21 protein-coding genes are annotated in these 22,667 nt (G+C 67.7%); 10 read left to right on the top strand and 11 right to left on the bottom strand.

Annotated elements, in window-relative coordinates:
• Window positions 1-2: 2 nt before the first annotated feature.
• The 7 genes from pgl to EYS42_RS11910 form a co-directional block, all read right to left on the bottom strand.
• Window positions 3-791, bottom strand: a complete 789-nt coding sequence (gene pgl / locus EYS42_RS11940) for a 6-phosphogluconolactonase (RefSeq protein ID WP_130968384.1) — start codon at window positions 789-791, stop codon at window positions 3-5.
• A 39-nt stretch (window positions 792-830) separates the two neighbouring features.
• On the bottom strand, window positions 831-2,315 hold the full coding sequence (zwf, locus tag EYS42_RS11935; RefSeq protein ID WP_130968383.1) for a glucose-6-phosphate dehydrogenase: 1,485 nt from the start codon (window positions 2,313-2,315) through the stop codon (window positions 831-833).
• A 132-nt stretch (window positions 2,316-2,447) separates the two neighbouring features.
• A complete protein-coding gene (locus EYS42_RS11930) occupies window positions 2,448-3,692 on the bottom strand; it encodes an ROK family transcriptional regulator (protein WP_130968382.1) in 1,245 nt (414 codons plus the stop codon).
• 37 nt (window positions 3,693-3,729) lie between these two features.
• Window positions 3,730-4,191: an RbsD/FucU family protein gene (locus EYS42_RS11925; protein ID WP_130968381.1), complete on the bottom strand. Its 462-nt coding sequence runs from the start codon at window positions 4,189-4,191 to the stop codon at window positions 3,730-3,732.
• The gene (locus EYS42_RS11920; RefSeq protein WP_130968380.1) at window positions 4,185-4,991 is read right to left on the bottom strand and encodes an ATP-binding cassette domain-containing protein; all 807 of its coding nucleotides are present in this window, start codon (window positions 4,989-4,991) and stop codon (window positions 4,185-4,187) included. Before EYS42_RS11920 ends, EYS42_RS11925 begins: the two co-directional genes overlap by 7 nt.
• Before the next feature lie 36 nt (window positions 4,992-5,027).
• Window positions 5,028-5,987, bottom strand: a complete 960-nt coding sequence (locus EYS42_RS11915; protein ID WP_130968478.1) for an ABC transporter permease — start codon at window positions 5,985-5,987, stop codon at window positions 5,028-5,030.
• A gap of 61 nt (window positions 5,988-6,048) precedes the next feature.
• Window positions 6,049-7,059 (bottom strand): sugar ABC transporter substrate-binding protein, encoded by a 1,011-nt coding sequence (locus EYS42_RS11910; protein ID WP_130968379.1) that lies wholly within the window; start codon window positions 7,057-7,059, stop codon window positions 6,049-6,051.
• 235 nt (window positions 7,060-7,294) lie between these two features.
• On the opposite strand from EYS42_RS11910, the gene EYS42_RS11905 reads away from it, so the two are divergent.
• Window positions 7,295-8,287 carry a PfkB family carbohydrate kinase gene (locus tag EYS42_RS11905; protein WP_130968378.1) on the top strand — a complete coding sequence of 331 codons (993 nt, stop codon included), beginning with the start codon at window positions 7,295-7,297 and terminating at the stop codon, window positions 8,285-8,287.
• On the opposite strand, the gene EYS42_RS11900 is transcribed toward EYS42_RS11905, so the two are convergent.
• Window positions 8,272-9,126, bottom strand: coding sequence for a MurR/RpiR family transcriptional regulator (locus tag EYS42_RS11900; protein WP_130968477.1), 855 nt, complete (start codon window positions 9,124-9,126; stop codon window positions 8,272-8,274). The two genes, EYS42_RS11905 and EYS42_RS11900, sit on opposite strands and share 16 nt — an antisense overlap.
• A gap of 73 nt (window positions 9,127-9,199) precedes the next feature.
• Between EYS42_RS11900 and EYS42_RS11895 the strand changes: the two genes are divergently transcribed.
• The 9 genes from EYS42_RS11895 to EYS42_RS11855 all read left to right on the top strand — a co-directional run bounded on the left by EYS42_RS11895 (window position 9,200) and on the right by EYS42_RS11855 (window position 18,564).
• Entirely contained in the window at window positions 9,200-9,901 is a 702-nt protein-coding gene (locus EYS42_RS11895; RefSeq protein ID WP_130968377.1) for a response regulator transcription factor, read from the top strand.
• Between the two features lie 6 nt (window positions 9,902-9,907).
• Window positions 9,908-11,374, top strand: a complete 1,467-nt coding sequence (locus tag EYS42_RS11890) for a sensor histidine kinase (RefSeq protein WP_130968376.1) — start codon at window positions 9,908-9,910, stop codon at window positions 11,372-11,374.
• A gap of 182 nt (window positions 11,375-11,556) precedes the next feature.
• Entirely contained in the window at window positions 11,557-12,756 is a 1,200-nt protein-coding gene (locus EYS42_RS11885) for a maltoporin (protein ID WP_130968375.1), read from the top strand.
• A gap of 55 nt (window positions 12,757-12,811) precedes the next feature.
• A complete protein-coding gene (locus tag EYS42_RS11880; RefSeq protein ID WP_130968374.1) occupies window positions 12,812-14,071 on the top strand; it encodes an ABC transporter substrate-binding protein in 1,260 nt (419 codons plus the stop codon).
• A gap of 117 nt (window positions 14,072-14,188) precedes the next feature.
• Window positions 14,189-15,070 (top strand): carbohydrate ABC transporter permease, encoded by an 882-nt coding sequence (locus EYS42_RS11875; protein WP_130968373.1) that lies wholly within the window; start codon window positions 14,189-14,191, stop codon window positions 15,068-15,070.
• Between the two features lie 52 nt (window positions 15,071-15,122).
• Complete coding sequence (locus EYS42_RS11870; protein WP_130968476.1) at window positions 15,123-15,989, top strand: carbohydrate ABC transporter permease; 867 nt, start codon at window positions 15,123-15,125, stop codon at window positions 15,987-15,989.
• Between the two features lie 11 nt (window positions 15,990-16,000).
• Window positions 16,001-17,071, top strand: a complete 1,071-nt coding sequence (locus EYS42_RS11865; protein WP_130968372.1) for an ABC transporter ATP-binding protein — start codon at window positions 16,001-16,003, stop codon at window positions 17,069-17,071.
• A 28-nt stretch (window positions 17,072-17,099) separates the two neighbouring features.
• Window positions 17,100-18,107 carry a glucokinase gene (gene glk, locus EYS42_RS11860; protein WP_245503620.1) on the top strand — a complete coding sequence of 336 codons (1,008 nt, stop codon included), beginning with the start codon at window positions 17,100-17,102 and terminating at the stop codon, window positions 18,105-18,107.
• Between the two features lie 154 nt (window positions 18,108-18,261).
• Entirely contained in the window at window positions 18,262-18,564 is a 303-nt protein-coding gene (locus EYS42_RS11855; RefSeq protein WP_130968371.1) for a hypothetical protein, read from the top strand.
• Between the two features lie 27 nt (window positions 18,565-18,591).
• Here EYS42_RS11855 and EYS42_RS11850 read toward each other — a convergent pair whose 3' ends face one another.
• The 3 genes from EYS42_RS11850 to EYS42_RS11840 form a co-directional block, all read right to left on the bottom strand.
• The gene (locus EYS42_RS11850; protein ID WP_165456753.1) at window positions 18,592-19,191 is read right to left on the bottom strand and encodes a chalcone isomerase family protein; all 600 of its coding nucleotides are present in this window, start codon (window positions 19,189-19,191) and stop codon (window positions 18,592-18,594) included.
• A gap of 150 nt (window positions 19,192-19,341) precedes the next feature.
• Window positions 19,342-20,529 carry an isovaleryl-CoA dehydrogenase gene (locus tag EYS42_RS11845; protein ID WP_130968369.1) on the bottom strand — a complete coding sequence of 396 codons (1,188 nt, stop codon included), beginning with the start codon at window positions 20,527-20,529 and terminating at the stop codon, window positions 19,342-19,344.
• A 12-nt stretch (window positions 20,530-20,541) separates the two neighbouring features.
• Window positions 20,542-22,665, bottom strand: coding sequence for an acetyl/propionyl/methylcrotonyl-CoA carboxylase subunit alpha (locus tag EYS42_RS11840; RefSeq protein WP_130968368.1), 2,124 nt, complete (start codon window positions 22,663-22,665; stop codon window positions 20,542-20,544).
• Between the last annotated feature and the right edge of the window lie 2 nt (window positions 22,666-22,667).

The raw sequence follows: 22,667 nt of genomic DNA, 5'->3' as shown, positions 1-22,667 counted from the left end.
GGTCAGGCTCCCATCCACACCGACACAGTGTGCGACGGATTGGCAGCGCCAGGTTGCAGGACAAGGCCGACAGGGCGGGCCTTGTTGGGTGCTTGCAGCGCCTGTTGCAGCACTTGCGCCTTGCCCGCGCCGCTGATCTGCAGCACGCGGTGGCGGGCGCCCTGCAGGGCGGCCAGGCTCAGGGTGAGGCGGTCATGCGGTGCGTGGGGCGGGCGGGTGGCCACCACCAGATCGGGTGTGCTCAGGGCGTCGGCCATGCCCTCGCCCTGGCCGAAGATGGAGGCGGTGTGGCCGTCCAGGCCCATGCCCAGCACCACCACATCCGCCGGCCACAGCGGGGCCAGCTGGGTGTTCAGGGCCTCGACCCACTCGGCGTAGACGGCGCGGGCCTGGGGCCAGGCCGGGCGCTGCACTCGGGTGTGGTCAGGGGTGTGGGTGGGCGGCACCCAGGCCAGAAAGCGGGCGGCTGCCGCCGGGCCTTGCAGCAGGTGCTGGCGCACCAGGGCGGCGTTGCTGTCGGCGTGTTCAGCCGGCACGCAGCGTTCATCGACCAGCGTGACCGTCACCTGTGCCCAGGGCAGCGGCAGGCCCGACAGGGCCTGGAACAGCGGCACGGGGCTCTTGCCGCCCGACACGCACAGCAGGGCCTGGCCACGCGCCTCGATGGCGGCGCTCAGGCGCTGGGCGATGTCATGGGCCAGCGCGTCGGCCAATGCCGCTTCGCTGGCATGGGGGTGGCGGGTGAGGTGGTCGGCGGCAGGGCCGAATCGGGTGGGTTCGGTGGGGTTCATGGTGTGGATTCCTTGTGTGCTGGAGGCAGGCGCCGAGGCTCAGGCCTCTTCCGACCAGGGCATGTCGGTGCGGGCGGCCAGGGCCGACGAGGCCGCAGGGCCCCAGGTGCCGGCCGCGTAAGGGCGGGGGGCTTCGTGCTGTTCGGCCCAGCCGTTCAAGATGGGCTCGGCCCAGGTCCAGGCGGCTTCGAGTTCGTCGTGGCGCATGAAGTGGGTCAGGCGGCCGCGCACCACATCGACCAGCAGGCGCTCGTAGGCCTCGGCGCGGCGCTCGGTGAAGGCCTGGTGCAGGTCCAGGTCGAGGCTGACCGGACGGCGTCGCATGCCGCTGCCGGGCTCTTTGGCCATGATCTGCAGCTGCACCGATTCTTCCGGCTGCAGCTGGATCACCAGGCGGTTGGCGCTCTGGTAGGCATCGGGGAAGATGGAGAAGGGCTGGTTGGCGAACTCGATGACGATCTCGCTCTTGCGCTCGGCCATGCGCTTGCCGGTGCGCAGGAAGAAGGGCACGTTGGCCCAGCGCCAGTTGTCCACATGGGCCTTGAGCGCGACGAAGGTTTCGGTCTGGCTGTGCGGCGGCACATTGGCCTCTTGCAGGTAGCCGGGCACGGCTTCACCGCCCATGCTGCCGGCGGTGTACTGGCCGCGCACCACGTCGCGGGCCAGCTCGGCCGGGCCGAGGCGGCGCAGCGATTTCAGCACCTTGAGCTTTTCATCGCGGATCGCGTCGGGGTCGAGCGACACGGGCGGCTCCATGGCCACGATGCACAGCAGCTGCAGCAGGTGGTTCTGCACCATGTCTCGCAGGGCGCCGGTGCCGTCGTAGAAGCCGGCGCGTGTGCCCACCCCCACCGATTCGGCCACCGTGATCTGCACGCTGCGGATGTTCGGTGCGCGCCACAGGGGCTCGAAGATGCTGTTGCCAAAGCGCAGCACCATCAGGTTCTGCACGGTTTCCTTGCCCAGGTAGTGGTCGATCCGGTAGATCTGCTGTTCGGCAAAGAAGCGCCCCACCTGCTGGTTGATCAGGCGGGCCGAGGCCAGGTCATGGCCCAGGGGCTTTTCCAGCACCACGCGGGCGCGTTCGTCGACCAGGCCGGCGCCGGCCAGGTGTTCGCAGATGCTGGCAAACAGGCTGGGGGCTGTGGCCAGGTAGAACACGCGGGTGGCGCCAGGGCGGGCGCAGCGCTGCGCCAGCACGGCGTAGTCGGCGGCCTGCCCGGCATCGAGCGGCACGTAGTCGAACAGGCTGGCGAAGCGGTCGAGGTCGGCGTCGTTCAGGGCGTGGGCCTCGATGAAGGCACGCGCCGCGCCCAGCACCTGCTGCACATAGGCCGCACGGTCCATGGCCTGACGGCCCAGTGCGTAGATGCGGGTGCCCACCGGCAGGCGGTCGTGCACGAAGGCCATGTACAGGGCCGGCAGCAGCTTGCGGATCGACAGATCGCCCGTGGCGCCGAAGATCAGCAGGTCGAGGGCTTCGGGCGTGGGGGTGTGCGAAGAAGGGAGCGGGGTGCTGGACACGGGGTCGTCCTTGGTAATGGTGTTACTTGTTTGAAAGTAACGTTGTTACATCGCCATCTTAATGAAATCTTGCGCAACTGAAAAGCGTCACGAAGCAAAGAGGGCAGGAAAACAGCAGGGCCGGGCGCCGGGTCAGGCTTCCAGCTTCAGGAACACTTCGCGGTCGGGCGCGAAATTGGCGTACAGCGGCATCAGGGCGCCACCCAGGGCACGGGCATCGGAACCGATGGTGCCGGCGATGATGTCGGGGCGGTAGATGCCCTCCCAGTGGTACTGGTTCAGGGCCTGCTGCACCTGCTGGGTCAGCAGGCTGTGCAGCGAGCGCGAGAACGAGCCGTCGACGATGACGCCGTCGATGTCGAGCAGGCTGGCCGTGACGTTGGCCGCCATGGCAATGCCACGGGCGGTTTGCGCCAGCCAGGCCTGGCTGTGCGGGGCCCAGTCGGCCAGCAGCGCGCGGTCGTCGTAGGCGGCGGTGGGGTCCAGCCCGGCCTGCTCGAAGGCCTGTTCCAGGTTCTGCAGCGAGGCCACGCTCAGCAACTGAGGCGGCACGCCCGTGGTGTGGGCGCTGTCGGGTTGGATGTGCAGGGGCAGGGAGCCCACCGCACCGCCGTTGCCGTGGCGGCCCGCGTGCAGGCGGCTGTCGAGCACCAGGCCACCGCCGATGAAGGTGTCGACGAACACGTACAGGAAGCTGCGCACCGAGCGGCCCACACCGGCCACCAGTTCGGCCACGCAGGCGGCCGAGGTGTCTTTCACGAAGTGCACGGGCAGGTCGGTGGTGTCTTGCATGCACGCGGCCATGTCCAGGTGCTGCCACTGGCGGGCTTGTGCTTCGGGCATGCCCAGCAGGGTCTGCCAGCCGCCCAAAAAGAAGGGCGCGGCCACGCCCACACCCTGCAGGCGCTCGGCCAGGCCGGGGCCCAGGGTGCTCAGGTGGGCCTGCAGGCGCTGCACGTCACGGCCCACGTCGGCGAACAGCTGCTGCGGGTCGGGCCAGGCGTAGGGTGTGCTGTGGCGCATGCGCACGGCCCCTGTGAAATCGACCAGCAGCGCGTCCATGCTGCGGCGGCCCACCTTGATGCCCACGGCGAAGGCGCCGTCGGGGTTCAGCGCAATGGGCACCGAGGGCTGGCCCACGCGGCCACCGCGCACCGGGGCCTGCTTGGTCACCAGGTCTTCGGCCAGCAGCCGGTCGATGATGAGCGAGACGGCCTGCGCGCTCAGGTGCGTCAGGCGCGCCAGTTCGGCCTTGGGCAGGGCACCGTGCTGGCGGATGGCCTGCAGCACCACGCGTTCGTTGTACTGCCGCACGCCGACCTGGTTGGAACCCCGGGCTGGCAGGGGTGCTGAGGCGGGGTGGGCAGGGCGGGGCATGGGGGCGAACACGGTCAGGACGGCAGGGGTGGCGCGGTCAGGGCCGCAGGGCCTCGCCGATCACGCCTTTCTTGACCAGCACATTGCCATAAGGTTGGGGGTCGCCGGTCAGCACGATGGCAAAAGCGCGACGCGTGCGCTCGTAAAAGGCGAAGCGCTCGATGAACTCGGTGTGCTCGGGGGCCAGCCAGCCGCGGTTGCGCAACATGCCTTGCACGTCACGCTGCAGGCCCGAAGCCTGGCCGGCAGGCAGGTGGCACACCTGCATGAAGCCCACGGGCTGCTCCTGCGGGGTGCCCAGGGGCAGCAGGCTGAGCACGGCCTCGGTCATGCGCATCACGGTGGCGCAGGGCACCCGCACGATGGGCTGGCCGTTGGCACGCGCCAGCGAGGCGGCCGTGAAGTTGGCGTCGGCAATGATCAGCTCGTCGCCATGGCCCATCTCGGCCATGACCTTGAGCAGCTCGGGCGTCAGCAGGGGGTCGATGCCTTTCAGCACAGGGCCTCCGCGGGCAGCTGGTCAGGGCGCATGGCGCCAGTCATGACGGACACGGTGTCGGCCATGCTCACCATCTTGGGGTTGAGCACGGCGGCCCGCTTGCCCAGGCGCTGCACATGGATGCGGTCGGCGATCTCGAACACATGGGGCATGTTGTGGCTGATCAGGATCACGGGCAGGCCCTTGTCGCGCACGCGGCGGATCAGCTCCAGCACCATGTTGCCTTCCTTCACGCCCAGGGCGGCGGTGGGCTCGTCCATGATGACCACGTTCCTGGCGAAGGCGGCTGCACGGGCCACGGCCACGCACTGGCGCTGGCCACCCGACAGGGTCTCGACGGCCTGCGTCATGGAGCGGATGCCCACCTTCAGGTCGTTCATGCGTTCGATGGCCTCTTCCAGCATGCGCTTCTTGTCGATCACGCGCAGCATCTGCGAGACGAAGCCGGGTTTGATGAGCTCGCGGCCCAGGAACAGGTTTTCGGCGATGGTCATGGCCGGGGCCACGGCCAGGTCCTGGTACACGGTTTCGATGCCCTGGCGGCGGGCGTCGATCGGGCTTTTCATGTGGATGGCCTGACCGTGCATCAGGATCTCGCCCTGGTCGGGGATGGTGGCGCCCGACAGCGCCTTGATCAATGAAGATTTGCCGGCGCCGTTGTCGCCGATGACGGCCAGGATCTCCCCGGCGCGCAATTCGAAGTCGGCGCCATCGAGGGCCGTGACCTGGCCATAACGTTTGACCAGGCCGGTGGCCTGAAGGACCACGGGGTTGCTGGAGGTGGGGGCTGCAGCGTGCATGGGGTGTTTTCCGGTGTGCGTTGCGTGAAACCGCCTTCAGCGGGCTTGTTTCTGCGAGAGCTGGTCGGCGGCCACCGCCAGGATCACCAGCACGCCCGTGACCAGGATCTGGTACACCGACGAAACGCCCATCAGGGTCAGGCCGTTGCGGAACACGCCCACGATCAGTGCGCCGATCAGGGTGCCGATGATCACGCCGCGCCCACCGAACAGGCTGGTGCCGCCCAGCACCACGGCCGTGATGGAGTCGAGGTTCTCGGTCTGCCCGGCTTGCGGGTCACCCACGCCGGTGCGGGCCACCGACAGCAGCGAGGCGATGCCGTAGAAGGTGCCGGCCAGGGCGTACACCCACAGCAGCACGCGCTGCGTGGAGATGCCGGTCAGGCGGGCGGCTTCGGTGTTGTTGCCCACGGCGTACAGGTGGCGGCCCGGCGCGGTGTGGGTCAGGGCGAACCACACCGCGGCATACAGGCCCAGCAGCACCAGCACGCCACGCGCCACGGGCGTGCCCAGCAGCATGACCGGGTCACCCAGCCAGGTCATGGCTTCGGGCAGATCGGTCACGGTCTGCGATTCGGAGTAGATCTGCGTGATCGCGAAAGCAATGTTCATGGTGCCCAGCGTCACGATGAACGGGGGCAGCTTGATGCGCGTGACCAGCAGGCCATTGACCAGGCCAAACGCCGTGGTGGCACCCACGCCAATGGCCATGGCCACCAGCGGGTGCAGGCCCATCTCGGTGGCCAGCTTGGTCATGACGATGGAGCCCAGCGCCATCAGCATGCCGCACGACAGGTCGATGCCCGCCGTCAGGATGATCAGGGTCTGACCGATGGCCAGCAGGCCCACCACCATCACCTGCTGCATCACCAGCGAGAAGTTCTGAGCGGACAGGAAGTTGTCGGTCTTGAGCGCAAAGAAGGCGCAGGCCGCCAGCAGGGCCAGCAGCGGGCCCAGCGTCGACATCGGCGGCAGATGTTTCGTCCAGTCTTTCATGGTCAGAGCGCCCTTGGTGGCGGGTGTGTGAGAGGAGGTGGTGGAGGCCTGCATGGTCAGATCACTTCTTGCCCCAGCACAGGTTCAGGCCGGTGGTGGTGTCCTTGCTGTCCACGCCGGCCACAGGCTTGCCCGCGATCAGGGTCACGCCGGTGTCGGTGTAACCCGCCACCTTTTTGCCGGTCTTGGCATACGCCACACCCGCTTCCACGCCCATGGCGGCCATCTTCAGCGGGTATTGTTGCGAGGTGGCGGCGATCTTGCCGGCGGCCACGTCCTTCACGCCCTGGCAACCGCCGTCGACGGCCACGATCACCACGTTCTTGTCCTTGCCTGCTGACTTCAGGGCCTTGAAGGCGCCTGCCGCAGCCGGCTCGTTGATGGCGTAGACCAGGTTGATGTCGGGGTTCTTCTGCAGGCAGTTCTCCATCGCGGTCTGACCCTTGGCCTGGTCACCGTAGGAGTCGGCCATGCACACCACTTCGGCGGGCTTGCTCAGCTCATTCGAGGTGGCGGCGTTGGCGGCCAGGCCAAAGCCCTTGAGGAAGCCGTTGTGGCGCTGGGCACCCACCGGGTGGCCGGGGAACAGGTCGAGCGTGGCGATCTTGGCGGGCTTGCCGGCCAGCGCGGCCTTGGCGTATTGGCCGATCAGCACACCGGCCTTGTAGTTGTCGGTGGCGAACAGCGCGTCCACGGCCTCTTGCGGGTCGGTGGGGCTGTCCAGGGCGATCACCATCACGCCTTTGTCGCGGGCCTTCTTGATGGCCGGCACGATGGCCTTGGCGTCCGACGGGGTGATCAGGATGGTCTTGGCACCGGCCGCGATCATGTTTTCGATGGCCGTGACCTGGCCGGCGTTGTCGCCATCTTGCTTGCCGGCGGCGGTCAGCAGCTTGGCCCCCTTGGCCTTGGCGGCTTCGGCCGCGCCTTCCTTCATCTTGACGAAGAAGGGGTTGGTCTCGGTCTTGGTGATCAGGCCGACGATGGGCTGATCGGCCGCCGAAGCCTGGGCAGCGGCCAGGGCGAGCGCGACAGCGCCCAGGGACACCGCCAGCGAACGACGAGAGGTCATGGAAAAGCTCCTCGGTAGGGGGTTGTGGGTCTTGGCATGGTCGGCCATGTGGGCCGACGGACCGAAGTATCCAAACGCTTCATTAATAAATCAAGTGGTTGTATTAATGGGAAACCCTCATGTCAAACCCTAGGTCCGTCTCGCACACTGGCGACCGAGCCAGGGGCCTGCGGGGCCCTTGGGCGCCGCTGTGGGCCCGTGCCTGCACGGCCTTTTCATCTGGAGAAAGCACCCCATGTTTGCCGCGCTGGGCGAAGCCCTTGTCGACCTGATCGAACACCCCGATGGCCGTTACGAGCCCTGCCTTGGGGGCTCGGTGTGCAACTTCACGCGGGCCGTGGCGCGCCAGGGCCTGCCCATCCGTTACCTGAACCCGCTGTCGACCGACACCTTTGGCGAACGCTTCGTGCAAGGCCTGCGTGACGACGGTGTGGCCATTGACCCGCCATGGCGCAGCCACCTGCCCACTTCGCTGGCGGTGGTGTCCCTGGGCGAGCAGGGCGTGCCGCAGTACGTGTTCCACCGCGAGGCCGTGGCCGACCGCGACGGCAGCCTGGACGAGCTGCTGCAGCGTCTGCCCGAGGCGGTGCAGGCCCTGCATGTGGGCGGCCTGGCCCTGATGCCGCCCGACGAACAGCGTGCGCTGGCCGTGATCGCGGCCACGCGGGCGCGGGGTGGCCTGGTCTCGGTCGATGCCAACCTGCGCATGGTGGTGGCCGGCAGCGACCCGCTGCGCCAGATGGCCTACCGGCAGGCCGTGCAGTGGGCCCTGGCCCAGGCCGACGTGGTCAAGCTGAGCGACGAAGACGTGGCCGCACTGGGCTGGCACCTTGATGCGAACGATGACCGCAGCCTGCGCGCGGTGGCGCATCGCCTGTTGGATGGCTGGCAGCCTGAGGGTCACCGCGCCAGCCTGGTGGCCCTGACCCTGGGTGGCGAGGGCGCAGCCCTGGTCACGGCCCAGCACCTGGTGCGTCTGCCCGTTCGCGCGGGCATTCATGTGGTGGACACCGTGGGTGCGGGCGACTGCTTCCAGGCGGGTCTGCTGGCCTGGCTGCACCATGCGGGGCAACTGCGCGCCACCGCCTTGCAGGCCCTGGGCCCGCGCGAACTGACCGATGCCTTGCAGCACGCCATGGCCGCAGCGGCACTGAACGTGCAGCGCCAGGGCTGCCAGCCGCCCAGCTGGCTGGAAACCCGCGCTTTCGTCGATCAGCCGGTGCGGTAACGCTTGCTGATCAGGTTGCGCTTGACCTGCAGCAGGCGGGCCGGCAGGTCGGGCCCCAGCTGCAGGGCCACGCCCGTGGCCAGCACGTCGATCACCAGCAGGTGCAGCAGGCGAGAGGCCATCGGGCTGAACTCTTCATAGCCCTCGGGGTGGTCGGCCGCCAGGTGGATGCGGGCCAGAGACGCCAGAGGCGAGCCGCTGGCCGTGATCGCGATCGTCATGGCGCCTTGGCGCTGGGCCAGTTCCATCGCGTCGATGAGGCCCTGGCTGCGGCCCGCACTGGAGATCACCACCAGGCAATCGCGCTTTTGCAGCAGCGTGGCCCCGATGATCTGCAGGTGCCCGTCGGCCACGGCCGTGGCGTGGCAACCCATGCGGTAGAACTTCAGTTGCGCGTCCTGGGCCACGATGCCCGAGTTGCCCACGCCGTGGCACTCGATGCGCCCGCCCTCGCGCACTGTGCGCGACAGCGCCGTCACGGCCTGGTCGATGCGCTTTTGCGAGGCGGTCTCTGCAAAGCGGCTCAGCACCTCGATGCTGTGCGCCGTCACCTTGTGCACCAGCTCGCGCCCGGTATCGCCCGCCTGCACCCGCTGGTGCACGAAGGGCGTGCCGCCCTGGCCCAGGCTGGCCGCCAGCTGCAGCTTGAAATCGCTCCAGCCTTCAAAGCCCATGCTGCGGCAAAAGCGCACCACGGTCGGGTTGCTCACTTTCGCTTCGGCGGCCAGTTCGGCCACCGGGCGGCCCATGGCTGTGCGCGGGTCATGGAGGATCACACGGGCCACGCGTTGTTCGGCCGCAGGCAGGCTTTCGAGCTGGCGTTCGATCTGGTCGGTCAGGCGCATGGCATCAGTCTAGACCCTGATGTGCAGGACCAGGCGTGCACAGGGGGCAGCGTGCGAGAATCAGGCCATGCGCCTGCTCCTTGCCGAAGACGACCCCATCCTGGCCGATGCCCTGTCGGCCAACCTGCGCCATGCCGGTTTCGAGGTGGAAGTGGCCGAAAACGGCGCGGTGGCCGAGTACCTGCTCACACGCCACAACTTCGACCTCGGTGTGATCGACATCGGCCTGCCGCTGGTCGACGGCCTCACCGTGGTCAAGCGCGCGCACGCCGCCCGGCCCGCCTTGCCCTTGATGGTGCTGACGGCGCTCGATGGCCTGGAAAGCCGCGTGGCCGGCCTGAACGCCGGTGCAGATGACTACCTCACCAAGCCTTTTGATTTCCCCGAGCTGGAAGCGCGCATCCGCGCCTTGTTGCGGCGCGCCCGTTTGAGCGCCAGCGCCGCCACGCCGGCCAAGGCCGCCAATGCCGTGCAGGTGGCGGGCAAGCTCAGCTTCGACCGTGACGCCCGCCGCATGACGGTGCAAGGCCAGCCGGTCGATCTGTCGCCGCGAGAATGGTCGCTGCTCGACCTGCTGCTCACGCACGAAGGCAAGGTGGTCACCAAGGACCAGATCGCCACCGAGTGGTCGGGCGATGCGCCCGCCGAGCCCCACATGCCCTCGGGCTCGCTGGAGGTGATCGTGCACCGCCTGCGTCGCAAGCTGGAAGACTCTGGCCTGTCGATCCGCACGGTGCGGGGCCTGGGCTACCTGCTGGAAAACGCCTGAGGCCCCATGGCCTGGTGGCGCACCCTGCGTTCTCGCCTGTCGCCGGGCACGGCGCCTTTGCGCCAATACCTGCTGGTGTGGATGATCGCGCCCCAGCTGGTGCTGTGGGTGGCCGCGGCCTTCATGTCCTACCAGGTGGCCCTGCACCATGCCAACCTGGCCCTTGACCGCAGCCTGTACCAGTCCTCTCGAGCCCTGGCCCGGCAGGTCAAGCCTTTGGGCAGCGGCCTGCTGATCGACCTGCCGCGCGCCGCGCGCGACATCCTGGAGACAGACCCCGACGAGCAGGTTTACTACATGGTGAGCTCACCGCCCGGGCAGTTCATCCTGGGCAATCGGGTGTTGCCAGCGCCTCCTGGTGACCTGGCCCGTGCCGCCTCAGGTCTCGATGGCGAACCCCGCTTCTACGATGACGCATTGAAGGTCGATGCCCGCCGCATGGGTGTGCGCGTGGTGGCCTTGTACCTGGCCTATGGCGAAGCCGACAACCCGCAGACCATGCTGGTGCAGATCGCCAAGAGCCGTGTCAGCCGGGACGCGCTGGCCAGCCGCATCCTGGGTGACATCGCCATCCCGCTGGTGCTGCTGGTGATGGCCATGTCGGTGGGGGTGTGGTGGGGCGTTCGCAAGGGGCTTGCACCCTTGTCGCGCTTGCAGCAGGCCGTGGGTTCACGTGCGCCGGGCGATCACAACCCGATCGCACTGGGGCCTGTGCCCGAAGAGGTCGAGGTGGTGGTCAGTGCGCTCAATGACCTGCTGGGTCGCGTGCAAGGCAGCGTCGCCAGCCAGCGGCGTTTCATCAGCGATGCCGCCCACCAGTTGCGCACGCCGTTGGCCGGTCTCAAAAGCCAGACCGAGCTGGCCCTGAAGGCCACGGCCGACCCGGAACTGAAGGTGCGCTTGCAGCGTGTGCACGAAAGCGCCACGCGCAGCGCCCACCTGGTCAACCAGTTGCTGACCCTGGCGCGCGCCGAGCCTGAATCGATGGACGCCATGGGCCAGAGCCGTTTCGATCTGCACCGCCTGGTGCAGGAGCTCACGGCCGAACTCGTGCCCCGTGCGCTGCAGGCCCGCGTGGACCTGGGCCTGGCCGAAGACGAGCGGCCAGACGACCTGCCGGCGCCCGCTGCGCCCTGCATGGTGCAGGGCAATGCCTTGCTGATCCGCGAGGCCCTGTTCAATGTCATTGACAACGCCATCCGCTATGCGGGGGCGGGTGCCGAGGTCACCCTCAGCCTGCACCGCGAAGGCGCGCAGGTGTGCGTGCGCATCGACGACACGGGGCCAGGCATTCCCGAGGCCCACCACGAGGCCGTGTTTCGCCGTTTCTTCAGGGCCACCCACGAGGGCACCGGTTGCGGCCTGGGCCTGGCCATCGTGCGTGAAATTGCCGAACGCCATGGCGGTTCGGTGCAACTGGCGTCACGCATGCCGCAAGGCCTGAGCGTGCAAGTGCGGCTGCCTCTCGCATGATGAAAACGTTCAACATCTTGAACGAACCCCTACATTCATTAACGCAAAAAGGCAATAGGCGAAGATTCTGACTGTTCTCATTAAGTGATCGTTAATACTTCGATGCCCGCCGACCACGGCATGTCGCACGCCGCTGAGGGGCGACGCTGGCAGGCATTCATCAACCTCACCGAAGAGACAACATGAAGATCAAGCACCTCTCCCGCACGCTGCCCATGATCCTGGGCGCCCTGGTGGCCCTGCCCGCTTCGGCCCAGCTGTCCCTCGAATCGAACGGCTACTTCCGCGCTGGCCCGCAAGCCACGTCGAAAGACGCCAACCGCGCCTGCTATGGCCTGTCGGGCGCCGAGTTCAAGTACCGCCTCGGCAACGAGTGCGATTTCTACGGTGAGTTCCTGTTCACCGGCACCATCAAGAAGGAAACGGGCGAGCAGTTCAAGGTTCGCCTGATGCCCAGCATCTACAAGGGCAATGCCAGCGACGCCGGCGACGCCAAGCTGGGCATGGCCCAGATGTACACCGAAGTGGCCGGCCTGGACTTCGCGCCCAGCGCCAGCTTCTGGGCGGGCAAGCGCTACCACCGCGGTGCCGACGTGCACATCGTCGACAAGTTCTTTGAACAGCTGGACGGCACCGGCGCGGGCGCCCAGATCGACGCCCTGGGCGGCAAGCTCGACCTGGCCTTCTACCGCTCGGACGACGCCAGCAGCAACGTGGCCGGCGACCAGCCCGGTAACCGCCTGAACGCCTGGTGGCGTGATGTGCCGGTCAACGAAGGTGGCAAGCTGAACGTGGTGCTGAACGCCACCAAGGGTGACTTCACCGGCGGCAAGTCGGGTCTGGCCGTCAGCGTGCGCCACACGCAGGAAGGCGTGCTGGGTGGCAGCAACAACGTGTGGATCCAGATGTCGCAAGGCTCGGCGGGCCTGACCGGCAACTTTGGCACCCTGACCGACGGCACCGACGTCAAGAAGATCCGCCTGGTCGACGGCTACCAGTTCCAGCTGACGCCTCAGCTGGGTGGTCAGGCCATCGCGATGGTCCAGCGCAACAACTCCGACACCGTCGACACCACCATCACCTCGCTGGGTGGCCGCCTGTCGTACGCCTTCACCCGCAACTTCAAGCTGCTGGGCGAAGTCGGTGTCGACCGCGTCAAGCCCAGCAATGCCGAAGCCTCGCGCCTGACCAAGGTCACCATCGCGCCCACGCTGGCCGCTGGCAAGGGCTTCTGGGACCGTCCTGAGCTGCGCCTGTACGTCACCCGTGCCACCTGGAACGGCGCGGCCAACACCGCCGCTGGCGCCACCGGCCTGACCGGTCTGGGCGACAACAAGACCTCGGGCACCAGCTTCGGTGTCCAAGCCGAAATCTGGTGGTAAATCGAGCCTGGGGTGATCATTCACCCCGGTTGACGTGTTGCAAGGAGCATCCGCAATGAACGCATTCAAGATCTCGCGCCGCGCCCTGAGCGTGGCCCTGGCCGCCGCCACCCTGTGTGGCTCGGCCTTTGCCGGTGAAGTCGAAGTGCTGCACTGGTGGACCGCCGGTGGCGAAGCCAAGGCCGCCCAGGCGCTGGCCGCCACCCTGAAGGCCAAAGGCCATTCGTGGAAGGACTTCGCTGTGGCCGGCGGCGGTGGTGATTCGGCCATGACCGTGCTGAAGTCGCGCGTGGTGTCGGGCAATGCCCCGGCCGCCGCCCAGATCAAGGGCCCGTCGCTGCAGGAGTGGGCCAAGGAAGGTGTGCTGACCAACCTGGACGACGTGGCCAAGGCCGAGAAGTGGGACAGCCTGCTGCCCGGGCCCATCGCCAACGGCTTGAAGCACAAGGGCCACTACATCGCCGCCCCGGTGAACGTGCATCGCGTGAACTGGCTGTGGGTGAACCCCGAAGCCTTCAAGAAGGCCGGCGCCAAGGTGCCCACCACCTGGCCCGAGTTCTTTGCCGCAGCCGAAGCCCTGAAGAAGGCCGGTATCGTGCCCGTGGCCCATGGTGGCCAGAACTGGCAGGACTTCACCACCTTCGAAAGCGTGGCCCTGGGCGTCGGTGGCACCGAGTTCTACAAAAAGGCCCTGGTGCAGCTGGACCCCGCCACGCTGCAAAGCGCGAAGATGAAGGAAGTGCTCGAGACCTTCAAGAAGATCAAGGGCTACACCGACAAGAACTCGCCGGGCCGTGACTGGAACCTGACCACCGCCATGGTGATCCGGGGCGAAGCCGGCATGCAGCTGATGGGCGACTGGGCCAAGGGCGAATTCGTGGCCGCGGGCAAGACCCCGGGCAAGGATTTCGAGTGCGTGGCCGCCCCCGGCACCGCCAAGGCCTTCACCTACAACGTGGACAGCTTTGCCATGTTCCAGCTGAAGAACGCCGACAACATCAAGGCCCAGCGTGACCTGGCCTCGACCCTGATGTCGCCTGCCTTCCAGGAACTGTTCAACCTGAACAAGGGCTCGATCCCGGTGCGCACCGGCCTGAACCTCGACAAGTTCGATGCCTGCGCCAAGGCCTCGGCCAAGGACTTCGGTGACACCGCCAAGTCAGGTGGCCTGGTGCCGTCGATCGCCCACGGCATGGCCGTGCCGTCGGCTGCACAGGGCGCCATCCAGGATGTGATCTCGCAGTTCTGGAACAGCGACAAGGCCACGGCCGCCGACACCATGAAGAAGCTGGTCAGTGCCGCCAAGGTTCGTTGAACCTGCACTGCCCCTGTCGGGAGGGCGGGCTCACGAGGCCCGCCCCTCACCGCTCTGATTTCTTTTGGAAATTCACCCCCGCCTGCCCCCACCGGGGCAGGTTGTTCCGCTTCGATCATGCGCACAACCCCAAGATCGCCGAGCACAGACTGGCTGCCCAAACTGGTGGTGGCCCCGACCTTCGTGCTCTCGCTGCTGTTCATTTACGGGCTGATTGCCTGGAACGGTTACCTCTCGGTGTCGGCCTCGCGCCTGATGCCCAATTACGAATTCCAGGGCTTTGACGCCTACCTGCAACTCTGGGAAAGCGAACGCTTCCTGACCTCGGCCTGGAACCTGCTGGTGTTCGGTGGCCTGTTCCTGGGCGGCTCGATGGGCCTGGGCCTGCTGCTGGCCATCTTGCTCGATCAGAAGATCCGCGCCGAAGGTGTGCTGCGCACCATCTACCTCTACCCCATGGCCCTGAGCTTCATCGTGACCGGTGCGGCCTGGAAGTGGATGCTCAACCCCGGCATGGGCATTGAAAACACCGTGCGCAACTGGGGCTTCGAGCACTTCACCTTCGACTGGATCGTCGACCCGGACAAGGCCATCTACTGCGTGGCCATTGCGGGCATCTGGCAGAGCGCCGGCTTCGTGATGGCCCTGTTCCTGGCGGGACTGCGCGGCATCGACGATTCGATCATCAAGGCCGCCCAGCTCGACGGGGCGTCCACCGCCCGCATCTACTGGCGCATCCTGGTGCCCAGCCTGCGCCCGGTGTTTTTCTCGACCATCATGGTCATGGCCCACATCGCCATCAAGAGCTTCGACCTGGTCATGGCCCTGACCGCTGGCGGGCCTGGTTTTGCCACCGACATGCCAGCCACCTTCATGTACTCCATGGCCTTCACGCGTGGACAGATCAATGTCGGTGCCGCATCGGCCACGGTGATGCTGGCCACGGTGGCCGCCATCGTCGTGCCTTACCTGTACAGCGAACTGCGTCAGCGCAAGTGAGGCCCCCACCATGAGTTCTTCTTCTCGACATTTCGCGCCGCCGGCCCCCGTGATGGCCGGCACTTCGGGCGGCTTCGACTGGACGCGCCTGCTGCTGTGGGCCGTGCTGCTGGGTCTGGCCGGCTTCTTCCTGGCCCCGCTGTATGTGATGCTGGCGACCTCGTTCAAGAGCATGGACGAAATCCGCGAGGGCAGTCTGCTGGCCTTGCCGCACCTGCCCACCTTCGAGGCCTGGACCAAGGCCTGGTCGAGTGCCTGCACCGGCACCGACTGCAACGGCTTGCAGCCTTTCTTCTGGAACTCGGTGTGGATGGTGATCCCGGCGGTGGCCGTGTCCACGGTGCTCGGGGCCATCAACGGCTATGTGCTGACCCAGTGGAAGTTCCGCGGCAGCGAGACCCTGTTCGCGCTGATGCTGTTCGGCGTGTTCATGCCGCTGCAGGTGATCCTGCTGCCCATGTCGCAGGTGCTCGGCTACCTGGGGCTGGCCAGCTCGATCTGGGGCCTGACCCTGGTGCACGTGCTGTGCGGCCTGCCCAGCACCACGCTGTTCTTCCGCAACTACTACGCCGCCTTGCCCAACGAGCTGATCAAGGCCGCCATGCTCGATGGCGCCGGCTTCTGGCGCATCTTCTGGCGCATCGTGCTGCCGCTGTCCACGCCCATCCTGGTCGTGACCCTGATCTGGCAGTTCACCCAGATCTGGAACGACTTCCTGTTTGGCGTGGTCTTCTCCAGCACCGACTCCAAGCCGCTGATGGTGGGCCTGAACAACCTGGCCAACACCTCCAGCTCCGTCAAGGAATACAACGTCGACATGGCCGCCGCCATGATCGCCGGCTTGCCCACGCTCTTTGTCTACATCGTGGCGGGCAAGTACTTCGTGCGTGGCCTCACGGCCGGCGCCGTCAAGGGTTGAAAGGAATCATCATGGGCGCACTGTCCATCCGCCAGGTTCGCAAGAGCTATGGCCCTACGCACATCCTCAAGTCCATCGACATCGAAGTCGAGAAGGGCGAATTCCTCATCCTCGTGGGCCCCTCGGGCTGCGGCAAGTCGACCCTGCTGTCGATGATCGCCGGCCTGGATTCGCCCACCTCGGGCCAGATCCTGATCGGTGACCGCGACGTGACCCACGCCCCGCCGAAGGACCGCGACATCGCCATGGTGTTCCAGAGCTATGCGCTCTACCCGAACATGAACGTGGCCGAGAACATCGCCTTTGGCCTGGAGATGCGCAAGGTGCCGAAGGCCGAGCGCCAGGAAGCCATCCAGCGCGTGGCCAAGATGCTGCAGATCGAGCACCTGCTGGATCGCAAGCCGGGTCAGCTGTCGGGTGGCCAGCGCCAGCGGGTGGCCATGGGCCGCGCCCTGGCGCGCAACCCGGCGCTCTTCCTGTTCGACGAGCCGCTGTCCAACCTGGACGCCAAGCTGCGCGTGGAAATGCGCGCCGAGATCAAGCGCCTGCACCAGCGCACCCAGACCACCACCGTGTACGTGACGCACGACCAGGTCGAGGCCATGACGCTGGGCGACCGCATTGCCGTGATGCGCGACGGAATCGTGCAGCAGCTGGGCACGCCCGATGACATCTATGCCCGCCCGGCCACGCTGTACGTGGCGCAGTTCATCGGCTCGCCGGCCATGAACACGGTGCAAGCCGACCGCCACGGCGCAGGCCTGACGGCCCATGGCCTGGACTTGCCCCTGGGCGCGGCCGAGCAGCAAGCCCTGGCGGCCAGCAGTGCCCAGGGTGTGATCTACGGCCTGCGCCCCGAGGCGATCCGCTTTGCCGAGCAGGGCCTGCCGGGCACGCTGCGCATGCTGGAGCCCACCGGCCCCGAAACCTACGCCTATGTGGACACCCCGCTGGGCTCGGTGGTGGTGCGCGTGCCGGGCCGCGTGCCGCACGCCGAGGGCGACGCCGTGCACCTGGACTGGGCCCCGCACGATGTGCACCTGTTCGACGCCGGCACCGAGCGCCGCATCGACGCGGTCTGACCCCTGGACACCAGAAGGCTTGCACACCATGGCTGAAATGGACACTCGCGCTCGCATTGGTGCCGACACCCGTGTATTGGCCGATGTGGGCGGCACCAACGCCCGCTTCGCCTGGCAGGCGGGCCCTGGCGCTGAGCTGCAGGACGTGCTGACGCTGCCCTGCGCCGAGCACGACTCGCTCGAATCGGCCCTGCGGGCCTGGTTGCAGCGCACGGGCCGGCCCCTGCCGCAGCGCGTGGGCGTGGGCATTGCCAACCCGGTGCACGGCGACCACATCCAGATGACCAACCACCACTGGTCGTTTTCCATCGAGGGCATGCGCTGCTCGCTGGGGGTGCACGAACTGGTCGTCATCAATGACTTCACCGCTTTAGCGCTTGCCATCCCCCTGCTGTTGCCTCACGAAAGACGGGTCGTGAGCATGGGGCCACAGCAGGGGGCTCCTGGCAAGGCCATCGGCGTGCTGGGGGCGGGCACCGGCCTGGGCATGGGGGGGCTGCTGCCCCTGACCGTGAACGGGCAGCTGCACTGGGCGCCCATCGAAGGCGAGGGCGGGCACATCAGCCTGGCGCCCGAGACCGAGCAGGAAATCTGGGTGCTCAAGGCGCTGCAGCGCCGCTTCAATGGCCGCGTGTCGGCCGAGCGGGTGCTGTCGGGGCCGGGGCTCATCCACCTGCTGGACGCGCTGGAGCAGGTCACGGGTGACCACGCCCGCCTGCCCGAGCGCACGGCGGCCGCCATTTCACAGCATGGCATGACGGGCGACTGCAAGGTGTCCGAGCAGGTGCTGCAGATGTTCTGCGGCCTGCTGGGCAGTGCCGCGGGTGACCTGGCCTTGCTGCTGGGCGCGCGCGGGGGCATCTACATCGGCGGCGGCATCGTGCCGCGCCTGGGTCCCTGGTTTGACCATTCCGATTTCCGCCGCCGGTTCGAGGACAAGGGCCGCCTGTCGCACCTGGTGCGCGAGGTGCCTGTCTTCTTGATCGATGCCGAGGTTTCGCCCGCCTTGAGGGGGGTGGGGCAGGCCTTGCGCTGAACGTTTTCAGAGTCGACCCGCGGTCTTGGCGGGGTTTTTCGGACAACAGGCCCGGAAAACCCCGCATTTTTTTGCGTGTGTGGTGCCCCGGCTGTCATCCAATCGCGTCTGTGTCGCGTTTTGAAGGCATGCATGTCACTGTTGTCGAGGCAACATGAACCGACAAGTCGAACAACAACTGCTGAGTTTCTGCACCCACCAGCAAGCCCGCTTCAACCCGGGCGCCTGGGCCGAGTTCCTGAAAGCGAACCCGGATGAAGGGGCCTGCGCGGCCGCCACGCTGTCGCGTGCCCGCTGGTATGGCCACGCGCAAGACCTCCAGGCCCTGGTGCGCCAGTTGGCCCCTCAGGTGGCCCAGGGCTGGCCCGCAGCGGCCGAGCGCTGTGGCTTCAATCGCGAGCAGTTCGTCAGCCGGCTGCGCGAGCAGCTCTGGCAACGTCGCGAACCCAAGCGCTGAGCCGCGATTTGCGGTGCCACGACCGGGTCAGTTGCTCAGGCTGGCCCCCATCAGGCCGTTGCGGTAGGTGTCTGACACGTTCGGGCCCACATAGCCGCGCATGTACACGGCCCACCACAGCGGGTTGGGCACACCCTGTTCGGTGATCAGCTTGCCGTTGTAGCGGGCGGTCATGCCGGGGCCCGGGGTCCAGATGATCTCGACCACATCGCCCTTGTTGATCTTGTTGAGGCTGCCGTAGATGCCCCCCAGCGTGCCCAGCTCGTTGATGAGCTGCTTGGCCTCGGCCTCGGTGGCGTTCTGGGTGAATTCCTTGATGAAAAAGCGCGAGGCGGTGGCTGGCGGCAGGTCGCGCAGCAGGGTCATGCGGATGTAGCGCATGGCATTGGTGCGGTAGACCACCTCGGGGTTGTCGGTGCGCTGCGGCAGGTACAAGGCCGACACCTCGGTCTTGAAATAGCCCCGCTTGCGCACCGCCATGCCATTGAGCACCAGCTTCTGACCATTGACGGTCACGGTGTCGTCCACCGTCACGCCTTCCAGGGAGGCGGCCTGAGCCGTCAGGGGGGAACAGGTCATGCAGCCGGCCACGGTCAGGGCCAGCGCGGTGCGCAGGAACGGGGGCATGCGGTCTCCTCGGTGCGAGCAGGCCCGCCGTGCTGGGGCCATGCGCCAGTGAGATCGGCGTTGTGCACCTCGAACTGCAGGACTTCTGCCACACGCTGTTGCGTTTGATTCGAGTGTATTACAGGCGCCCAGCATCCTCAGGGGCGTGCGTCACAGGGTTTCTTCGAACAGCTCGCGCCCGATCAGCATGCGACGGATTTCGGACGTGCCGGCCCCGATCTCGTAGAGCTTGGCGTCGCGCCACAGGCGGCCCAGGGGGTAGTCGTTGATGTAGCCGTTGCCTCCGTGGATCTGGATGCCGTCGCTGGCCATGCGCGTGGCCTGCTCGGCCACCCACAGGATCAGGGCCGCACAGTCCTTGCGCAGGTGGCGCGCCCCCTGTTCGCCGCAGGCGTCGAGGTTGCGGCCCACGGTGTAGGCGAAGCAGCGGGCCGCCTGCAGCGTGGTGTACAGGTCGGCCACCTTGGCCTGGATCAGCTGGAACTCGCCGATGGCCTGGCCGAACTGGCGCCGCTGGTGCACATACGGCAGCACCTGGTCGAGCACGGCCTGCATCAGGCCCAGCGGGCCCCCGGCCAGCACAGCGCGTTCGATGTCCAGGCCGCTCATGAGCACGCGCACGCCCCCATTGACCTCGCCCAGCACCTGCTCCACAGGCACGCGCACCTGCTCGAACACCAGCTCGCCCGTGGGTGAGCCGCGCATGCCCAGCTTGTCGAGCCGCTGTGCCACCGAAAACCCCGGCATGCCGCGTTCGATCAGGAAGGCCGTGATGCCCCGCGCGCCGCGCTCGGGGGCGGTCTTGGCGTACACCACCAGGGTGTCGGCCACCGGGCCGTTGGTGATCCACATCTTGCGGCCCTGCAGCACGTGGTGGTCGCCGCCCGGGCCCAGCGTGGCCGTGAGTTTCATGCTGACCACGTCAGAGCCGGCCTCGGGCTCGCTCATGGCCAGCGCGCCCACGTGTTCGCCCGAGATCAGCGGTGGCAGGTAGCGGGCCTTTTGCGCGTCGGTGCCATGCCGGTGGATTTGGTTGACGCACAGGTTGGAGTGCGCGCCATAGCTCAGCGCAATGCCGCCCGCCGCCCGGCTGATTTCTTCCATGGCGATCAGGTGCGCCAGGTAGCCCTGGCCGCTGCCACCCCAGGCCTCGCTGACCGTGATGCCCAGCAGGCCCATGGCGCCCAGTCGTGGCCACAGATGCCGGGGGAAGGCGTCGTCGCGGTCGGCCTGAGCGGCCAGGGGCGCGATCTCGGCCTGCGCGAAATCACGCACGCTGTCGCGCAGGGCCTGCAGTTCGGGGCTCAGGCCGTGGTCCAGGGAGGGCAGGTGCAGCATGGCGGGTTCCTCTCAAGGCGCATGGGGGCGGGTGGGGGCAGACGAGACAGTGCGTGCTGTGGTGGATGCGGGTGATGCGGTGGGGGCGTCATCACTGTGCAGGCCCTGCAGACGCAGCAGGGGCTGGCCCTGCGCGACGGCTTCGCCCACGGCGCACAGCAGTTCGCTGACCACGCCGTCGTGCGGGGCGCACACGGCGTGTTCCATCTTCATGGCCTCGGTCAGAGCCAGGCGCTGGCCGGCCTGCACGCGCTGTCCGGCTTGCACGTCGATGGCCAGCACGCGGCCCGGCATGGGCGCGTGCAGGCTGGCCGTGCCGGTGTGGCCCTGCGCCCGTGCCTGCTGGGCGCGCAGCCCGTCCTGCAAGGGCTGGCAGCGTGCGAAGGCGAAGGTGCCCAGTGGCGTGAACACGTCAAATGCATCACCCTGCGGGCGGGGCACCACGGTGCAGGCGGGCAGCAGGTGGGCGGTGTGTGCGTCTGTCTGTGCGTCGGTGTGGCGGGGCAGGCCGAGCCGCTGGGGCGTGGGCGCATCGAGCCACAGCATCTCGCCATGAAGGCTTGGCTGGCCGTGCAGGCGCCAGCCATCGCCACGTGCCCAGGGGTCGGGGGGGGGTCCGCCAGTGTGCGGTGTCTGGCCAGGTGTGTTGGCAGGTGTATTGACAGGGGCTTGCCGCAGGTGCTGCGCCAAGGCGGCCAGGGCCAGCTGCACGGCCTGTGCATCGGGCAGGGCCAGCAGCGTGTCGCTGTGGTCGTCGATCAGGTGGGTGTGCACCAGGCCCTGCTGGAAGGCGGGCAGGGCCAGCACCCGTTGCAGCAACTCGCCGTTGTGGGCCACGCCCGCCAGTTGCAGCTGGGCCAGGCCGGCCTGCAGCCGTGCGATGGCGGTGGCGCGGTCGGGCCCATGGGCGATCAGCTTGGCCACCATGGCGTCGTAGTGTGGCGTGACGGCATCGCCCTCACGCAGGCCCGTGTCCACGCGCAGCGGGGCCGGGGCCCAGGCGCGGTGCGGTGGCCAGCGCAGGTGGTGCACGGTGCCCGTGGCCGGCAGGAAGCCCGCGCGGGGTTGCTCGGCGCACAGGCGCGCTTCGATGGCGTGGCCCTGCGTGCGGATCTGTTCTTGCGCCAGCGGCAGGGGCTCGCCGCGGGCCACGCGCAGTTGCCACGCCACCAGGTCGAGGCCCGTGAGCGCTTCGGTCACGGGGTGCTCCACCTGCAGGCGCGTGTTCATTTCCATGAAGTAGAAACGGCCAGTGCGGGCCACGTCTTGTGCGCAGATGAACTCCACCGTGCCGGCGCCCACATAGCCCACGCTCTGGGCGGCCAGCACGGCGGCCTGGCCCATGCGTTCGCGCAGCAGCGGGCTCAGGCCGGGGGCCGGGGCTTCTTCCAGCACCTTCTGGTGGCGTCGCTGCACCGAGCAGTCGCGCTCGAACAGGTGCACGCCCTGGCCATGCCGGTCGCAGAACACCTGCACCTCGATGTGCCGGGGCGCGATCAGGCCTTGCTCCAGCAGCACGCGGGCATCGCCAAAGCTGGCCTGGGCTTCGCGCTGGCACGCGGCCAGGGCGGCAGCGAACTGCGAGGGTGCGTGCACCAGGCGCATGCCCTTGCCGCCCCCACCGGCCACGGCCTTGACCATCACGGGGTAGCCGATGCGCTCGGCCTCAGCCTGCAGCGTGGGCAGGTCTTGCGCCTCGCCGTGGTAACCGGGCACCAGGGGCACCCCGGCTTCGGCCATGCAACGCTTGGCCGCGGCCTTGTCGCCCATGGCCCGGATGGCCTCGGGCGGTGGGCCCACGAACAGCAGCCCCGCGTCGAGACAGGCCTGGGCGAAGTCGGCGTTCTCGCTCAGGAATCCATAGCCCGGGTGCACCGCATGCGCACCCGTGTCACGGGCTGCCTGCAGCAGGCTTGGCACGTTCAGGTAGCTTTGGCTGGCCGGTGCCGGGCCAATGCACACGGCCCGGTCGCAGGCCAGCACATGCGCGGCCCCGGCATCGGCCTCGGAGAACACGGCCACGGTGTGCCAGCCCAGCTGGCGGGCCGTGTGCGCAATGCGGCAGGCGATCTCGCCGCGGTTGGCGATCAGCAGCGTGCCGGGCGGCTGGGGTGTCGACAAGGAGCGCTTGGGCATGG

Origin of the sequence: Aquabacterium lacunae, from assembly GCF_004310865.1 — a bacterium.
GTDB lineage: Bacteria > Pseudomonadota > Gammaproteobacteria > Burkholderiales > Burkholderiaceae_C > Aquabacterium > Aquabacterium lacunae.
The sequence above is the reverse complement of the archived record's forward strand: the minus strand, read 5'-3'. Positions and strand labels throughout refer to the sequence as shown.

Bases quoted from the DNA above. Each gene is read 5' to 3' on its own strand.
- pgl (WP_130968384.1), bottom strand. From the start codon at position 791: ATGAACCCCACCGAACCCACCCGATTCGGCCCTGCCGCCGACCACCTC.
- EYS42_RS11930 (WP_130968382.1), bottom strand. From the start codon at position 3,692: ATGCCCCGCCCTGCCCACCCCGCCTCAGCACCCCTGCCAGCCCGGGGT.
- EYS42_RS11920 (WP_130968380.1), bottom strand. From the start codon at position 4,991: ATGCACGCTGCAGCCCCCACCTCCAGCAACCCCGTGGTCCTTCAGGCC.
- EYS42_RS11915 (WP_130968478.1), bottom strand. From the start codon at position 5,987: ATGAAAGACTGGACGAAACATCTGCCGCCGATGTCGACGCTGGGCCCG.
- EYS42_RS11910 (WP_130968379.1), bottom strand. From the start codon at position 7,059: ATGACCTCTCGTCGTTCGCTGGCGGTGTCCCTGGGCGCTGTCGCGCTC.
- EYS42_RS11905 (WP_130968378.1), top strand. From the start codon at position 7,295: ATGTTTGCCGCGCTGGGCGAAGCCCTTGTCGACCTGATCGAACACCCC.
- EYS42_RS11895 (WP_130968377.1), top strand. From the start codon at position 9,200: ATGCGCCTGCTCCTTGCCGAAGACGACCCCATCCTGGCCGATGCCCTG.
- EYS42_RS11890 (WP_130968376.1), top strand. From the start codon at position 9,908: ATGGCCTGGTGGCGCACCCTGCGTTCTCGCCTGTCGCCGGGCACGGCG.
- EYS42_RS11885 (WP_130968375.1), top strand. From the start codon at position 11,557: ATGAAGATCAAGCACCTCTCCCGCACGCTGCCCATGATCCTGGGCGCC.
- EYS42_RS11880 (WP_130968374.1), top strand. From the start codon at position 12,812: ATGAACGCATTCAAGATCTCGCGCCGCGCCCTGAGCGTGGCCCTGGCC.
- EYS42_RS11875 (WP_130968373.1), top strand. From the start codon at position 14,189: ATGCGCACAACCCCAAGATCGCCGAGCACAGACTGGCTGCCCAAACTG.
- EYS42_RS11870 (WP_130968476.1), top strand. From the start codon at position 15,123: ATGGCCGGCACTTCGGGCGGCTTCGACTGGACGCGCCTGCTGCTGTGG.
- EYS42_RS11865 (WP_130968372.1), top strand. From the start codon at position 16,001: ATGGGCGCACTGTCCATCCGCCAGGTTCGCAAGAGCTATGGCCCTACG.
- glk (WP_245503620.1), top strand. From the start codon at position 17,100: ATGGCTGAAATGGACACTCGCGCTCGCATTGGTGCCGACACCCGTGTA.
- EYS42_RS11855 (WP_130968371.1), top strand. From the start codon at position 18,262: ATGAACCGACAAGTCGAACAACAACTGCTGAGTTTCTGCACCCACCAG.
- EYS42_RS11850 (WP_165456753.1), bottom strand. From the start codon at position 19,191: ATGCCCCCGTTCCTGCGCACCGCGCTGGCCCTGACCGTGGCCGGCTGC.
- EYS42_RS11845 (WP_130968369.1), bottom strand. From the start codon at position 20,529: ATGCTGCACCTGCCCTCCCTGGACCACGGCCTGAGCCCCGAACTGCAG.
- EYS42_RS11840 (WP_130968368.1), bottom strand. From the start codon at position 22,665: ATGCCCAAGCGCTCCTTGTCGACACCCCAGCCGCCCGGCACGCTGCTG.